Below are 14,969 nucleotides of genomic sequence, written 5' to 3'. Positions count from 1 at the left end.
GACGGTGCCGTCACGATCCGGACGCGAGGAATTGCAGCGGGTCTGCGTTCCAGACGCCGTGGATCACCAGCAGCGGCCACATCGCCCGGTACCGCAGCCACAGGAAGCCGAGGAACAGCCCGCTCACGCCCTGGTTCGCGAGCACGTTCATGGCGTCCCGCGGCAGGTCTCCGGAGCCCTGGATCGCGACGTGCCACGACGCCCACACCAGCGCGGAGAGCGCGACGGCCGCCCACGGCCCGAGCACCACGCGCCAGCGGGTGAGCAGCCAGCGCCGGTAGAACACCTCCTCGAGCAGCGCGTTGATCGCGAAGCCGACGAGCAGCAGGAGCGCCGCGTCGAGCACCGGCACCCCGGCGAGGAAGTTCTCGCTTCGGTCGCTCAGCGCCAGGTACACGGCCAGGTAGGCGATCACGGCGGGCGCCGGCGTCCACCCGGCGCGTGCGGTCGGGTCCGGCCACCGCCTGCCCCACCGCCGGTCGAGCGCGAAGACCGCGGCCGGCACCGCGAGCAGCAGCCCCAGCTTGAGCGCCGTGTACGTCGGCTCCTCGGGGCCGAGCACGATCAGCGCCGCCGCGAAGGCGACGCCGCAGGCCAGCAGGACCCAGGCCTGGGGCCGGGGGTTCGACGGTGCCGGCATCTGCTCCGAGCGGCGCGCGGGGACGGCCAGCGCGATCAGCAGGCCCGCGACCGCCGGCGCCCACGGCTGCCACCACGGGATCGTGTCCGTCGAGTCGGCGGTGTACCGCAGGCCGCGGCCCGTGGTCGCGGCCACCAGGGAGGAGCCGGCGATCGCGCCGATGCCGAGCACCGCCACCGTCCGCCCCGCGCACGCCCTCACGCCCCCACCGTACGGTGGCGTCCGTTCCGAAACCGGCCTCCAGAGCCGCGACGCCGCGAATGCTTCGCCGCGACCCCGTTGAAGCGTGGTTTCGGAACGGAGGTCAGCGGCCGTAGAGGTGCTTGAGCATCATCCGCACGGAGTTCATGTCGCGCTCCTTGCGGGTGAAGGAGAGCAGGTCCATCGGCAGCGCGAACTTCTGCGCGGCGACGGACTGCGGCCGGCTGAACTCGCGGAGCCCGTCGGCGCCGTGGATCCGGCCGAAGCCGGAGTCGCCGATGCCGCCGAAGGGCAGCGCGGGCACGGAGGCGAACGACAGGAACGAGTTCACGGCGACGGCGCCCGTGCGCAGCCGCCGGGCCAGCTCCTGGCCGCGGGCGAGGTTCTTCGTCATGATCGCCGCGGAGAGCCCGTAGGTGCTGTCGTTGGCCTTGTCGATCGCCTCGTCGATGTCCTTGACGCGGGTCACGACGACGGTGGGGCCGAAGGTCTCCTCGGTGACGGCGGTCGAATCGTCCGGCACGTCGACGAGGAGCACGGGCTGGACGGTGCGCTCGCCGACCGATTCCCGGCCGCCGACGAGCGCGCGGCCGCCGCGGCTGAGCGCGTCGTCGATGTGCGAGGCGATGATCTGCAGCTGCTTGGGCATCGTCGCGGGGCCGTAGTCGACGCCGTCGGTCTCGCCGCCGTGGATCTCGCGGGACGCGGCGGCCAGCTTGTCGACGAACTCGTCGTACCGGTCCGCGACCACGTACACCCGCTCGACGCCCGCGCAGGTCTGCCCGCCGTTGCCGTAGGCGCCGAACGCCGCGGCCTTGACGGCGCCGTCGATGTCCGCGTCGACGTCCACGATCATCGCGTCCTTGCCCCCGCCCTCGATCGTGACGGGCGTGAGCGTCTCCGCGCACGTGGCCATGACGGTGCGCGCGGTGCGGGCCGAGCCGGTGAACGCCAGCTTGTCGACGCCCGCGCGACAGAGCGCGGCACCGGTGTCGCCGTAGCCGTGCACCACCTGGAGCACGGGCTGGCCGGGGCACGCGGCGGCCCAGGTGTCGGCGAGGAACTGGCCGACGGCCGGCGTCAGCTCGCTGGGCTTGAAGACGATCGCGTTGCCCGCGGCGAGGGCATACGAGATCGAGCCCATCGGGGTGTAGACGGGGTAGTTCCAGGGCCCGATCACGCCGATCACGCCGAACGGCCGGTGCTCGACGGTGGCGGTCAGGTTGGCGCCCATCATGCCGGTGCCCACCTTGCGCCGGCCGAGCACCTTCTCGGCGTTCTTCGCGGCCCAGTCCAGGTGGACGATCGCGAGCATGACCTCCAGGAGCGCGTCGTCGTGCGGCTTCCCGGTCTCGGCGGCGACGACGCCGGCCAGCTCCTCGGAGCGGCGCGCGAGTTCGGAGCGGAAGCGCAGGAGCCAGCTGCGGCGGGCCTTGGGCTCGAGGTCGCCCCACCACGTCGCGGCGCCCCGCGCGGCGTCGACGGCCTCGATGACGGCGACCGCGTCGGCGACGGGGAAGCGGGCCACCTCCGCGCCGGTGCGCGGGTCGGTCGAGATCAGCTCACCGGTCGCGGTCTTCGACGGTGCGGTCATGACGGTCCTCCAGGATCGGAACAGGTATCTGCTCGATATGTTAGAGACTGTTCTCTCATCTGTGCTAGCTTTCGGAACATGTTCTCCACACGCTTCACCGAGCAGTTCGGCGTCCGGTACCCGATCGTCCAGGGCGGCATGATGTGGGTCGGCCGCGCCCGCCTCGCCGCGGCGGTCTCCGAGGCCGGCGGCCTCGGGATCCTCACGGCGCTCACCCAGCCCTCGCCGCAGGATCTGCGCGAGGAGATCGCGCGCACGCGCGAGCTCACGGCGAGCCCCTTCGGCGTGAACCTCACGGTGCTGCCGACGATCGACCCGCCGCCCTACGACGAGTACCTGCGCGCCGCGGTCGAGTCGGGCGTGAAGATCATCGAGACGGCGGGCTCGAATCCCGCGAAGTTCCTGCCGTACCTCAAGGACAACGGCGTCAAGGTGATCCACAAATGCACCAGCGTCCGGCACGCGCTCAAGGCGCAGGCCATCGGCGTCGACGCGGTCTCCATCGACGGCTTCGAGTGCGCGGGCCACCCGGGCGAGGACGACATCCCCGGCCTGGTGCTGATCCCCGCCGCGGCCGACGCGCTGGACATCCCCATCCTCGCCTCCGGCGGCATCGCCGACGCCCGCGGCCTGGTCGCCGCGATCGCGCTCGGCGCCGACGGGATCAACATGGGTAGCCGCTTCCTGTGCACCGTCGAATCGCCGATCGCGCCGGAGGTCAAGGCGCAGATCGTCGCGAACTCCGAGCTGGACACGAAGCTCATCTTCCGCACGCTCGGCAACACCGCCCGGGTCGCCAAGAACTCGGTGTCCGTCGAGGTGGTCGAGACCGAGGCGCAGGGCTGCGAGTTCGAGGACATCCGGCACCTCGTCGCGGGTGCCCGGGGCCGCAAGGTGTTCGAGGACGGCGACGTCGAGGCCGGCATCTGGAGCGTCGGCCTGTGCCAGGGCATCATCCGCGACGTGCCCACGTGTGCACAGCTCATCGAGCGGATGATCGCCGAGGGTTCGTCCATCATCGAGCGGCGGCTCGCGCCGCTGGCGAAGGTCGCGGAGGGCGTGGCATGAGCGAGGACTTCCGGCGCGTCGTCGACGGCGGCGTCCTGACGGTGACCATCGACCGCCCGCAGCGCATGAACGCCTTCGGCGTTCGCGCCGCGTGGGAGCTCGCGCGGATCATCGAGGAGGCGGACGCCGACCCGGCGATCCGCGTGGTCGTGGTCACCGGCGAGGGCCGGGCCTTCTCCACCGGCGCCGACCTGGCCGGCGAGGCCGCGGAGCCGCAGGAGGCCCTCGAGGCCGTCAACGCCTACATCCGGGCGATCGTGGGCGCGTCGATCCCGGTGATCGCCAAGGTCAACGGCCCCTGCGCGGGCATGGCGGTGGGCCTCGCGCTCTCTGCCGACCTGACCTTCGTCGCCGACACCGCGTACTTCCTGCTGCCCTTCGTGGGCATCGGGCTGCTGCCCGACGCGGGCACCACCGCGCTCGTGCCCGCCGCCATCGGCCGTACGCGTGCGATGGGAATGGCGCTGCTGGGCAACCGGATCCACGGTCCGGAGGCGCTGGCCGCGGGCATGGTCACCGCCGTCCACCCCGCGGAGGAACTCGACGGTGCCGTCGCCGCGGCCGCCGCGAAGCTCGCGTCCGGCCCGCGGGAGGCGATCGCCGCCACCAAGCGCGCCGTCAACGCCTCCACCCTCGCCGGCCTCGACGACGCCCTGCGCCGCGAGACCGAGGCGCAGGTCATCCTGCTCAAGACCGACGACCACCGCGAGGGCGTCGACGCGATGCTGAACAAGCGCCCCGCCCGCTTCACCGACTGATCAGGGGACGTCCGCGGCGCAGCATCGTGCCAGGTGGGCGTGGACCCAGGGGGTCGTACGTCATCGCATCCCCTGGACCGCCATCGGCGGGGTCCTGACGTTCGCGCTCGTCATCGCGTACGGCGTCGGGGTGCTCGCCCTGGCCGTGCGCCGCCTGCACGACATCGACCAGTCCGGTTGGTGGATCGTCGCTGGGTTCATTCCCGTGGTCAACGTCGCCGCCTCGGTGGCGGGCATCGTGATCGGCCTCATCGGCGCCAAGCCCTCCGGCGCGCGCTCCGACGCCCGGCCGTCAACGATCGGCACCCGAGGTCGGCCAATCCTCGTGACGGAAAGCACGTTGGCAATTGAGAATGCAATATCCTAAAGTTTTCCCGGTGACCGGCCGTCCGGCGGCCGACGACGCAAGGGGGAATTCATGACGTACGAGTACGCCGCATCGACCACGGCGCCGCGCGACCCGCTGGACCTGACGGTCCCGCTGCGCGGCGCGACCTTCGGTGAGGCGGTGAAGCGCTTCTTCCGGAACTACTTCGTCGCCGCAGGACGGGCGTCGAAGAGCGAATACTGGTGGGCCCTGCTCCTCGTCATGCTGGTCGCGTTCGTCGTGGGTGCGCTCGCGGGGCTGGGGTCGGCACTCGGCGATGGCGCCGCTGCGGGGGTGTTCCTGGTGCTGGCGGTCGTCTTCGGGCTCGGCCTGCTCGCCGTCTCGTTCGGGACGATCGGCTTGACGATTCGGCGCCTGCACGATGCCAACCAGTCGGGGTGGTGGTACTTTGCGTTGTTCCTCGTGAATCTGATCCCGGTGGTCGGACTCCTCAGCATCGCCGGCGCCATCGTGATCGGTGTGCTGAAGAGTGATCCCGCCGGCGCTCGCTTCGACGCCCAGCCGTAGACGCGGACGCACATCCGGAGAACGATCGCTCGGCCGCATCAGCGAGAGGTCCGGCACCACCCACGGGTGATGCCGGACCCCTCGGTGTTACCGCGGCTCAGCGAGTCCTACTCGTAGGTCTCGCCGGCCTCGGCCTTGGCGACCAGGGAGGCGGGCGGGGTGAACTGCGCGCCGTACTTGGTCAGCTCCTGCGCACGGGCGACGAAGGCCTTCGGGCCGACGGTGCCGTCGGGCGCGGTGTAGCCGTTGACGAACTGCAGCACGCCGCCGGTCCACGCGGGGAAGCCGATACCGAAGATCGAGCCGATGTTGGCGTCGGCGACGGAGTCCATGACGCCCTCGTCGAAGCAGCGGATCGTCTCGAGCGACTCGGCGAACAGCATCCGGTCGATCATGTCCTGCAGCGGGATGTCCTTGCCGCCGGGGAAGAGATCCTTCAGGCCCGGCCACAGGCCGGTGCGCTTACCGTCCACGTAGTCGTAGAAGCCGGCGCCGTCCTTGCGGCCGGTGCGGCCCGCGTCCACCATCGCGTCGACCACGGCATCGCTGCCGTGCGCGGGCAGCGGGTTGCCGGCGGCCTCGGCGGCGGCGCGGGTCTCCTTGCGGATCTTCTGCGGCAGGGTGAGCGTCAGCTCGTCCATGAGCTGCAGCGGCGCGGCCGGGTAGCCGGCCTGCTGGCCCGCCTGCTCGATCAGCACCGGGTTCACGCCCTCGCCGACGGCCGCAATGGCCTCGTTGACGAAGGTGCCGATCACGCGGGAGGTGAAGAAGCCGCGGCTGTCGTTGACCACGATCGGGGTCTTCTTGATCTGCAGCGTGTAGTCGATGACCTTGGCCAGCACCGCATCCGAGGTCTTGGCGCCGCGGATGATCTCGACCAGCGGCATCTTGTCCACGGGGGAGAAGAAGTGGATGCCGATGAAGTCCTCGGACCGCTTGACGCCCTCGGCGAGGATGGTGATCGGCAGCGTCGAGGTGTTGGAGCCGAGGATCGCGTCGGGCTCGACGATGTCCTCGATCTCCTGGAAGACCTTGTGCTTCACCTCGACCGACTCGAACGCGGCCTCGATCACGAGGTCCACGCCGGCGAAGTCGGCGGCGTCGACCGTGGGCGTGATGCGGGCGAGCAACTCCGCCGACTTCTCGGCGGTCGTGCGGCCCTTGGCCAGTGCCTTCTCCTCGAGCTTCTCGGAGTAGGCCTTGCCGCGCTTGGCGGCGTCGAGGTCGATGTCCTTGAGGACGACCTCGATGCCCGCCTTGGCGGAGACGTACGCGATGGCCGCGCCCATCATGCCGGCGCCGATGACGCCGACCTTCTTGGCGGTGTACTTGTCGTAGCCGTCGGGGCGCGAGCCGCCGCCGTTGATGTGCTGCAGGTCGAAGAAGAACGCCTTGATCATGTTCTTCGAGACCTGGCCGGTCGCGAGCGAGATGAAGTAGCGGCCCTCGATCACGCTGGCGGTGTCGAAGTCCACCAGCGCGCCCTCGACGGCCGCGGCCATGATCGCGCGCGGCGCGGGCATGGGTGCGCCCTTGAGCTGCTTGCGCAGGTTCGAGGGGAAGGCGGGCAGGTTCGCGGCGATCGCCGGCGAGGTCGGCGAGCCGCCGGGGATCCGGTAGCCCTTGACGTCCCAGGGCTGCACGCCGCCCTCGGGGTTGGCCTTGATCCACGCCTTGGCCGCCGGGATCAACTCCTCGACGGTGCCGACGACCTCGTGGACCAGGCCCACCTCCTTGGCCTTGGCGGGCTTCATGCGGGTGCCCTGCAGCAGGACGCCCATGAGCGCGCCCTGCAGGCCCAGGAGCCGCACGGTGCGGGTCACGCCGCCGCCGCCGGGGAGCAGGCCCAGGGTGACCTCGGGCAGGCCGATCTGCGAGCCGCGCGCGTCGGCGGCGATGCGGTGGTGCGTGGCCAACGCGATCTCCAGGCCGCCGCCGAGGGCGGCGCCGTTGATCGCGGCGACCACGGGCTTTCCGAGGGTCTCGAGGCGGCGCAGCGCGGCCTTCATCGATTCGACGTTGTCGCGCAGCGTCGCGGCGTCCTCGGGCCGCGCCTGGCGGATCTGGTTCAGGTTGCCGCCCGCGAAGAAGGTCTTCTTCGCCGACGTCAGCACGACGCCCGTGATGGAGTCCTTCTCGGCCTCCAGGCGGTCGATGGTGGCGCCCATCGACTCGCGGTACAGGTCGTTCATGGTGTTCGCGGAGCTGGTGGGGTCGTCCATCGTCAGCACGACGATGCCGTCGGCGTCCTGCTCCCAGCGGATCATGTTCTCAGCCATGTCTATCGTTGTCTCCGTAGTCTTTCCGGCCGCTCAGAGGCGCTCGATGATGGTGGCGATGCCCATGCCGCCGCCGATGCAGAGGGTGATCAGGCCGTACCGGCCGCCGGAGCGCTCCAGCTCGTCGAGCACCGTGCCCACCAGCATCGCGCCGGTGGCGCCCAGCGGGTGGCCCAGCGCGATGGCGCCGCCGTTGACGTTGACCTGCTCGCGGTCGAGCTTGAAGTCCTTCATCCACTTCATGACCACGGACGCGAAGGCCTCGTTGAGCTCCCAGACGTCGATGTCGTCCTTGGTCAGGCCCGCGAGCGCGAGCGCCTTCTCGGTGGCCGGCGTGGGGCCGGTCAGCATGATCGTCGGGTCCGAGCCGGTGACGGCGGTCGCGACGATGCGGCCGCGCGGCGTCAGGCCCGCCTTCTTGCCGCCGGCCTCGTTGCCGATCAGCAGCAGGGCGGCACCGTCGACGATGCCCGAGCTGTTGCCGCCCGTGTGGACGTGGTTGATCTTCTCCACGGTGTAGTACTTCTGCAGCGCCACGGCGTCGAAGCCGCCCATCGCGCCGATGCCCTCGAAGGCCGGCTTGAGCTTGGCCAGGCTCTCGGCGGTGGTGCCGGGGCGACGGTGCTCGTCGTTGTCCAGCACCGTCAGGCCGTTGAGGTCCTTGACGGGGACGACCGACTTCGCGAACCGGCCCTCGTCCCAGGCGCGGGCCGCGAACGCCTGCGACTGCGCGGCGAACTCGTCGACGTCGTCGCGGGAGAAGCCCTCGATCGTCGCGATGAGGTCGGCGCCGATGCCCTGCGGCACGAAGTAGGTGTCGTAGTTGGTGGTGACGTCCTGGAACATCGCGCCACCGTCGGAACCCATGGGCACGCGGGACATGGACTCGACGCCGCCGGCGAAGACGAGCTGGTCCCAGCCCGAGCGCACCTTCTGCGCGGCGGTGTTGGTCGCCTCGAGGCCGGAGCCGCAGAAGCGGTTGAGCTGCACGCCGGCGACGGTGTCCGGCAGGCCGGCGGCCATGGCGGCGGCGCGCGGGATGACGCCGCCCTGCTCGCCGACCGGAGAGACGACGCCGAGCACGATGTCGTCGACATCGGCCGGATCGAGCGTGGGGAAACGGTTCTTGACCTCGTCGATCAGGCCGACGACCAGGTCGATCGGCTTGGTCGCGTGGAGCGATCCGCCGCGCTGCTTGCCGCGTGGCGTGCGGATGGCCTCGTAGATGAAAGCGTCGGACACGGTGTTCCTTCCTGGTGTGCTGTCCGTGAGGGATGGTTACAAGTGAATCACTATTCTCTAACTTTCGGCGATTCGGCTCCCGACGAACATGTTCTAGAACACAATCGCATACATGACGTCTCTTGAGAACATCGCCTGGTTCCCGCGCACGGAGGAACCCCGCAGCTCGCAGCGCAACACCTGGAACAACAGCGTCCGCAACCACGCCGTCATGCGCGGCGACCAGGTGGCCCTGCGGTATCTCGAGAAGGAGGTCACCTGGGCGGGCCTCGCGGACCGGGTAGGGGCCTTCGCCGGCGCGCTGCGCGAGCGCGGCATCGGCGCCGGCGACCGCGTGCTGATCCTGGGCCTGAACCGCATCGAATACGTCGAGGCGGCGCTCGGCGTCACGGCGCTCGGCGCGATCGCGGTCCCGGTCAACTTCCGGATGGCGCCGCCCGAGGTGGCCTTCCTGGTGCAGGACACGATGTGCAGCGCCGTCGTCTACGAGGCACTCTTCGACCCGCTCATCGCGGGGGTCGCCGGGACCGGCGCCGAGTTCGGCCTGCGCATCCGGTTCGACGGTGCCGACGAGGCCGCCGGCGCCCTCGGCTTCGAGGACCTCGTCGCGGAGGGGCGTCCCGATCCGCACGCCGACGTCCCCGAGGACTCCCCGGCGCTGATCATGTACACCTCGGGCACCACCGGCCGCCCCAAGGGCGCGGTGCTCACCCACGTCAACATGGCCGCGCAGGGCTGGAACAACCTTGTCGCGCCGGGCGTCGTCGACCCCGACGCCGTGGGTGCCGTCGCCGTCCCGCTGTTCCACATCGCCGGCTTCGGCGTGCTCGCGACGGCCTTCCTGCAGGGCCTGACCTCGGTGATCTTCCCGCTCGGCGCGTTCGACCCGGCGCAGACGCTGGACGCGCTCGAGCGCGAGGGCATCACCAGCATGTTCATGGTGCCGATGCAGTGGCAGCTCGCGGTCGCCGAGCAGAAGGCACGCCCGCGCAACCTCAAGCTCAAGTTCGTCTGGTGGGGCGCGGCCCCCGCGAGCGAGACCCTGCTCCGCGAGCTCGCCACCACGTTCCCCGACGCCGAGATCTGCGCCGTCTTCGGCCAGACCGAGATGTCGCCCGTCACCTGCGCGCTCTCGGGCGCCGACGCGCTGCGCAAGTTCGGCTCCGTCGGCAAGGTGGTGCGCACCGTCGCGGCCCGGGTGATCGACTCCGAGGGCAACGACGTGCCGCGCGGCGAGGTGGGCGAGATCGTCTACCGCGGACCCAACATGATGTCGGGCTACTGGAACAACCTCGAGGCCACCAAGGAGGCCTTCGACGGCGGCTGGTTCCACTCGGGCGACCTCGTGCGGATGGACGAGGAGGGCTTCGTCTACGTCATCGACCGCGCCAAGGACATGATCATCTCGGGTGGCGAGAACATCTACTCGGTCGAGGTGGAGAACGCCGTCGCGGCGCATCCCGATGTCACCGAGGTGGCCGTGATCGGCAAGCCGGACGAGCGCTTCGGCGAGGCGGTCGTCGCGGTCGTGCAGCTGCGGGACGGCGCCGAGCTCACCGTCGAGTCGCTCTCGGAGTTCCTCAACGACCACATCGCCCGCTACAAGCACCCGCGCCACGTGGTCGTGATCGAGGCCCTGCCGCGCAACCCCACGGGCAAGGTCACCAAGCCCGTCCTGCGCCAGCAGTTCGGCTGACGGTCCTCCCTGCCCGACGGTGCCCTCCGGCACCGTCGGACCGGCGGCCGGGACGAGAGAGCCGGGGTCCTCGAGCGAGGGCCCCGGCTCCGTCGTGCGGTCTCCGGTTCAGACCAGCCTGCGGCCGAACTTCGCGCGCAGACGCAGGTCGACGAGGAGCAGCCGGTACGGCAGGCGCCGGAGCGCGAGCGGGGTGAAGCGGTTGCTGAAGGCGACCATCCGCCAGAACGCGTCGAAGCGGCGCTGATCGCGGGCGGTCCACTCGATCTCCATGGCCTCCCGGAACTTCGGCGCGAGGAAGCCCGCGTTCTGGAACCGGTTGAAGGCCTTGATCGGCGCGGGGAGGTTGCCGACGAAGGTGAAGTCGACGAGTTGCCGCAGGTAGGTGCGAGCCGTCTCGTCGGGGTTGATCCGCGTGGCGCACAGCTCGACCCACTTCGCGTCGAACTCCTCCGGCGTCGCGGGCCAGAGGTCGGCGGGCACCTGCAGCGTGGTGCCCAGCGGCGCGGCGTCGCGGTAGAACAGCGCGCGCTGCTCGCGGTTCATGCGGCCGCGGAGCAGCTGGTGCGTGTCCTCGTAGCCGATGTACAGGCACATCGCGACCCACAGCTGCAGGCCGCGGTCCATCGCGTTGTACTTGACCGGACTCGACGCGGTGCTGCGGACCTGCCGGTGCGCGGTGTTGACGGCCTCCCGGTAGCGGGCCTTGTCCTCGGGGGTGCCGAGCACAGCGACGGCGAGATAGCTGATCGTGGTGCGGGTGCGCTTGACCGGGTGCTTGTACAACGAGCCGGAGTCGACCGGCGACTCCATCACCCCGTAGGCGACGGGCTTGTTCACGAGCTGCATCACCACGTTCGCGGCCCCCGCCGCGAGCGAGGTGACGTCCATGGCGTCGGCGAGCACGGTGAGTACGTGCGCAGGGCGAGCGGGTGCGGAGATCGCGATGCGGTACCCCTGGGCCACCGGATCCACCGCTTGCGGCGACGACGTCGGTGTGACGACATCCGATGTGGTCGTAGCACTCGGTTCGGCGCTCGTGGTCATGCGGTCCTCCCGGTTGTTCCACCGAATCGGTGTGTGAATGTTCACTTACTTATAGTGTTGACGGTACACCGCGGACGGGCTCCGGACAGTGAGTACTCTCGATGCGGACGGTGTGAAGAGGAGTAGACGTGACCCAGGCGCGGCGGAAGCGGCCCAAGGACCGGCGCGAGCAGATCGCGCGGGTCGCCGCCGAGGATTTCTCCCGGCGCGGCTATCACGGCGTGGGGATCGAGGAGATCGCCGCGACCCTCGACATCAGCGGGCCCGCCGTCTACCGGCACTTCCCCAACAAGTACGCGCTGCTCGAGCACGCGATCACCTCGGCCTCCGATGCGCTGTGCCACGCCGTTGACGACGCCGCCGAGGCCACCGCGGGGAAGGAACCCGGGGAGCGGGTCGACGCGATCATCGAGGCGGCCCTGGGGGTCTCCTTCGAGCGCCGCAACACCGGGGGGCTGTTCCGGTGGGAGCAGCGCCTCCTTGAGGGCGAGGACCGGGCGCGGATCCGCGAGCAGCTCACCGCGATGATCGGCACCGTCGCCGATGCCGCACAGCCCGCACTACCCGGTGTGGACCGGGCCGAGATCGACCTCCGCAGCGTCGCCCTGATCAGTGTGACCGGCAGCGTCACCGCGCACCGGACGGTCCTGGCCCAGAAGCGGGCCGAGGCCGTGCTCGGCGCAGCCGCGCGGCGGGTGCTGGCGCTGCCCGCGCCGCGGGTTCCGTACGCGGTCGCGCCGCCCGCCGAGCCCGAGCCGGAGACGGGTCGCCAGGAGCAGGTGCTGGTCGAGGCGATCGAGCAGATCTTCCAGCACGGCTTCCACAACGTCAGCATGGGCAAGATCGGGACCGCCGCGGGGATCGTCCCGTCGGGCATGTACCGCTACTTCCCGAGCAAGGCCGGCATCCTGGTGAGCGCCCTCGATCAGGCGGCGGAGGGCGTCGCGGGGGCGATCGCGGAGGTCTCCACGGCGGTGCAGGATCCTGCGGGCCGGCTCGCCGCGCTCGCGCAGGCCTACGTGCAGTTGTCCTTCCTGCGGTCGAAGCTGATGACCGTCTACTTCCGCGAGATCGGCAACGTCCCGGACGCGGACCGCAGCCGGCTCGCGGGGGTCCAGCGGGCCAACATCGCGGCGTTCGCCGACGCGGTGGTCGCGGTCCGGCCCGAGCTGACGTCCGCGGAGGCCACGTTCCTGGTGCACGCGGCCTTCGCCGTGGTCTTCGACGTGGGGCGCACCCGCCGCTTCGACACGGATCCCGCCTTCCAGGCCGAGGTGTACGCCCTCGTCTGTGCGGTGCTCTTCCCCGCCTGACGGTGCCGCGCGCTCAGACCAGCGGCTTGCCCGCGCCGATCCGTAGGCGCAGGTCCAGCATCACCGAACGCGTCGGCCCGAACCGCAGGAACCGCGGGATGAAGCGGTTGACGAAGGCCACGAACGCGAAGAGGTTGTCGAACCGGCGCTGATCCGCCGCCGTCCACTCGACGTGCATCTGCTCGCGGAAGTAGGGCGCGAGGAAGCCCGCCGTGAGGAACTTCAGCAGGCCGCCGAACACCAGCCGCATGGGCCAGTTGATCATCCGCAGGTTCAGGAGATCGTCGATGTACGCAGCGACCGGCTCGTCCAGACGGGTCTCGGCGCACGCGCGGACCCAGTACTCGTCGAACTCGGCGCGCGTCGCGGGCCACATGTCGCGCGGTACCTGCAGGGTCGTGCCGAGCGTCGCGCAGGACTGGTAGAAACTCTCCGCCTGATTCGCGGGGAGCTTCCCGTTGAGCATCTGGTACCCGTCCTCGAAGCCGACGAAGAGGCACGAGGCCACCCAGAGCTGAAGGTTCCGGTCGAAGGCGTTGTACTTGACAGGGGCTCCCGGCTTCGATTTCACCTGCCGGTGCACCGTGTTGACCGCCTCGCGGTAGGCCTCCTTCTCCTTGTCGGTGCCGAGGATCGCGACCGCGAGGTACTGCGTCGTGGTCCGCGCGCGTTTCCACGGGCGCTTCATCAGCGCGCCGCTCTCCACCGGCGACTCCACGACGCCGTAGCCGACCCCGGGGCTACTCATCTGCATCGCGACGTTGGCGGCGGCGCCGGCGAACGCCCAGAAGTCGAGCGCATCGGTGACGGCCAGGTCGCGTTTCGTGTACCGGCGGTGGGTGCCCGGAATAGCGATCCGGGTGCGTTCGAGGGTGAGTGGCGCACCGTCGGACGAGCCGACGTCCGCGGCGGGGCTGGACGACTGTGACACGGCGGTGCTCCTAGCGGTTCGGTGGAATCGTGGCGAGGTACTGATCGAGGCGGATCAGGCCGAGCACGACGAGGCCGACGAGGGTGATCACGGCGGCGACGAGCAGCAGCCAGGCGGCGATGCGCACCACGGCGGGCACCTTCTGCCGGCCGCCGAGGATCTTCACGTACTGGACCACCAGGTCGATGATCCACACCAGGGCCATCACTGCATCGTCACATTCGAGAAGAGCAGTACCGGCCAACAGACGATGGCGCCGAGGAAGGAGATGATCCGATCGATCCCGCTGAGGTTCCCGAGGTGGTCCATGTGCGTGAGCGACCAGACGAGACCGATGATCCCGTACGGAATGCCGACCAGGATCAGGAACCCGAGGAACTCGGAGACCTTCATCTCGTAGTCGAGGAAGCGCTGCAACATCGTTCGTCCTCCGGGCGGTCAGTTGGGGGTGCCCGACGGTGCCGGCAGTGCTGGCATGGTCGGCGTGGCGGACGGCTGGGCGCCGGCCGAGGCGGACGGGTTCGCGGGCGTTGTCGCGCCGGAGCCGCCGCCGACGCCGCTGAGCACGGCGTTGGGGTTCGCGGGATCGCCCGCCTCCGTGATGATCCAGTCGCGGTTCCGGTCGAGGCTCACCGAGTAGGTGCTCGTGCTGACGGTGCCCTGTGGGGCCTGGATGTTCTGCGAGGAGACGTCGACGGCGACCTTCACCTGGTAGATGCCGTTGACCTCGGAGGTGGTCTTGGCGAAGGACGCCCGCCCGCTGGAGGTGAGCCGCAGCGGGGTGACCACCTCGCGCATGAGGTCGAGGATGGAGTCGTACTTCTTCGCCAGTTCCGGTGTCACCCCGGCCTTCACGCCGTTGAGCCACGGCGTCAGGTCGCGGTAGTCCATGGTCGCCGCCTTGACGGCGTAGTCGGAGGCGATCTGCTCCGCGCGCGCCCGGTCGGCGGCCTCGCGGCGCTCGGTGTCGAGGGTGCGGGTCTGCAGGTAGAGCAGCACGGAGACCGCGACGAGCGCGACGACGACCACCGTCGCGAGGACGGTGCGCAGCGTGCCCGACGGTGCCCGCCCGGCGGGCCCCTCCGCGGAGTCCTCGACTCGCGGCTTGTTCCGCGTGGAGGCGGATCGGGCCGCCGCCTGCCGAGGAGGCTTCGCGGTCGAGATCGGCGGCGCGGACTCCGTCCCCGCGTCCTCGCCGGCGCGATCCGTCGCCCGATCGGCGGCGTCCCCGGCGGGCGTGGCGTCGTCGGCCGGGGCGGACGTGTCGGCGGCGACCTCGTCGGGGTCGTCGTGCTCCTGCGCCAT

15 protein-coding genes are annotated in these 14,969 nt (G+C 70.4%); 6 read left to right on the top strand and 9 right to left on the bottom strand.

Translation table 11 applies throughout. The features are described from left to right. Positions 1 to 10: 10 nt before the first annotated feature. Both ACM9LD_RS15425 and ACM9LD_RS15420 read right to left on the bottom strand, forming a co-directional pair. On the bottom strand, positions 11 to 841 hold the full coding sequence (locus ACM9LD_RS15425; RefSeq protein WP_415677486.1) for a CPBP family intramembrane glutamic endopeptidase: 831 nt from the start codon (positions 839 to 841) through the stop codon (positions 11 to 13). A gap of 103 nt (positions 842 to 944) precedes the next feature. Further along, a complete protein-coding gene (locus ACM9LD_RS15420; protein ID WP_415677485.1) occupies positions 945 to 2,435 on the bottom strand; it encodes an aldehyde dehydrogenase family protein in 1,491 nt (496 codons plus the stop codon). A gap of 78 nt (positions 2,436 to 2,513) precedes the next feature. On the opposite strand from ACM9LD_RS15420, the gene ACM9LD_RS15415 reads away from it, so the two are divergent. From ACM9LD_RS15415 to ACM9LD_RS15400, 4 genes are all read left to right on the top strand, one after another. After that, complete coding sequence (locus ACM9LD_RS15415; protein WP_415677484.1) at positions 2,514 to 3,503, top strand: NAD(P)H-dependent flavin oxidoreductase; 990 nt, start codon at positions 2,514 to 2,516, stop codon at positions 3,501 to 3,503. Next, positions 3,500 to 4,261: an enoyl-CoA hydratase-related protein gene (locus ACM9LD_RS15410; protein ID WP_415677483.1), complete on the top strand. Its 762-nt coding sequence runs from the start codon at positions 3,500 to 3,502 to the stop codon at positions 4,259 to 4,261. Before ACM9LD_RS15415 ends, ACM9LD_RS15410 begins: the two co-directional genes overlap by 4 nt. Positions 4,262 to 4,328: 67 nt before the next feature. Next, positions 4,329 to 4,628 (top strand): DUF805 domain-containing protein, encoded by a 300-nt coding sequence (locus tag ACM9LD_RS15405; protein ID WP_415677560.1) that lies wholly within the window; start codon positions 4,329 to 4,331, stop codon positions 4,626 to 4,628. Positions 4,629 to 4,679: 51 nt separating this feature from the next. After that, on the top strand, positions 4,680 to 5,156 hold the full coding sequence (locus ACM9LD_RS15400) for a DUF805 domain-containing protein (protein ID WP_415677482.1): 477 nt from the start codon (positions 4,680 to 4,682) through the stop codon (positions 5,154 to 5,156). A 107-nt stretch (positions 5,157 to 5,263) separates the two neighbouring features. Here the strand turns inward: ACM9LD_RS15400 and ACM9LD_RS15395 are convergent, their stop codons facing one another. Together ACM9LD_RS15395 and ACM9LD_RS15390 are read right to left on the bottom strand one after the other, a co-directional pair. After that, on the bottom strand, positions 5,264 to 7,435 hold the full coding sequence (locus tag ACM9LD_RS15395) for a 3-hydroxyacyl-CoA dehydrogenase NAD-binding domain-containing protein (RefSeq protein WP_415677481.1): 2,172 nt from the start codon (positions 7,433 to 7,435) through the stop codon (positions 5,264 to 5,266). A 33-nt stretch (positions 7,436 to 7,468) separates the two neighbouring features. Further along, complete coding sequence (locus tag ACM9LD_RS15390; protein WP_415677480.1) at positions 7,469 to 8,677, bottom strand: acetyl-CoA C-acetyltransferase; 1,209 nt, start codon at positions 8,675 to 8,677, stop codon at positions 7,469 to 7,471. Between the two features lie 112 nt (positions 8,678 to 8,789). Between ACM9LD_RS15390 and ACM9LD_RS15385 the strand changes: the two genes are divergently transcribed. Next, positions 8,790 to 10,373 (top strand): AMP-binding protein, encoded by a 1,584-nt coding sequence (locus ACM9LD_RS15385; protein ID WP_415677479.1) that lies wholly within the window; start codon positions 8,790 to 8,792, stop codon positions 10,371 to 10,373. A 108-nt stretch (positions 10,374 to 10,481) separates the two neighbouring features. Here ACM9LD_RS15385 and ACM9LD_RS15380 read toward each other — a convergent pair whose 3' ends face one another. Next, complete coding sequence (locus tag ACM9LD_RS15380) at positions 10,482 to 11,339, bottom strand: oxygenase MpaB family protein (RefSeq protein ID WP_415677478.1); 858 nt, start codon at positions 11,337 to 11,339, stop codon at positions 10,482 to 10,484. A gap of 209 nt (positions 11,340 to 11,548) precedes the next feature. Here ACM9LD_RS15380 and ACM9LD_RS15375 point away from each other — a divergent pair, with 209 nt between their 5' ends. Next, positions 11,549 to 12,733 (top strand): TetR/AcrR family transcriptional regulator, encoded by a 1,185-nt coding sequence (locus ACM9LD_RS15375; RefSeq protein WP_415677477.1) that lies wholly within the window; start codon positions 11,549 to 11,551, stop codon positions 12,731 to 12,733. 13 nt (positions 12,734 to 12,746) lie between these two features. Here the strand turns inward: ACM9LD_RS15375 and ACM9LD_RS15370 are convergent, their stop codons facing one another. Genes ACM9LD_RS15370 through ACM9LD_RS15355 form a run of 4 tightly spaced genes read right to left on the bottom strand, consistent with a single transcriptional unit; the run spans position 12,747 to position 14,969 of the window. Further along, positions 12,747 to 13,664: an oxygenase MpaB family protein gene (locus ACM9LD_RS15370; protein WP_415677476.1), complete on the bottom strand. Its 918-nt coding sequence runs from the start codon at positions 13,662 to 13,664 to the stop codon at positions 12,747 to 12,749. Positions 13,665 to 13,674: 10 nt separating this feature from the next. Next, a complete protein-coding gene (locus tag ACM9LD_RS15365) occupies positions 13,675 to 13,869 on the bottom strand; it encodes a hypothetical protein (protein ID WP_415677475.1) in 195 nt (64 codons plus the stop codon). Beyond that, positions 13,869 to 14,084, bottom strand: a complete 216-nt coding sequence (locus ACM9LD_RS15360; RefSeq protein ID WP_224645562.1) for a hypothetical protein — start codon at positions 14,082 to 14,084, stop codon at positions 13,869 to 13,871. The genes ACM9LD_RS15365 and ACM9LD_RS15360 overlap by 1 nt, the downstream gene beginning before the upstream one ends. A gap of 18 nt (positions 14,085 to 14,102) precedes the next feature. Beyond that, positions 14,103 to 14,969, bottom strand: coding sequence for a hypothetical protein (locus ACM9LD_RS15355; protein ID WP_415677474.1), 867 nt, complete (start codon positions 14,967 to 14,969; stop codon positions 14,103 to 14,105).

Source organism: Tsukamurella hominis (genome assembly GCF_965137015.1).
GTDB lineage: Bacteria > Actinomycetota > Actinomycetes > Mycobacteriales > Mycobacteriaceae > Tsukamurella > Tsukamurella hominis.
Note: the sequence above shows the minus strand (reverse complement) of the source record. Positions and strands in the feature narration are given on the sequence as shown.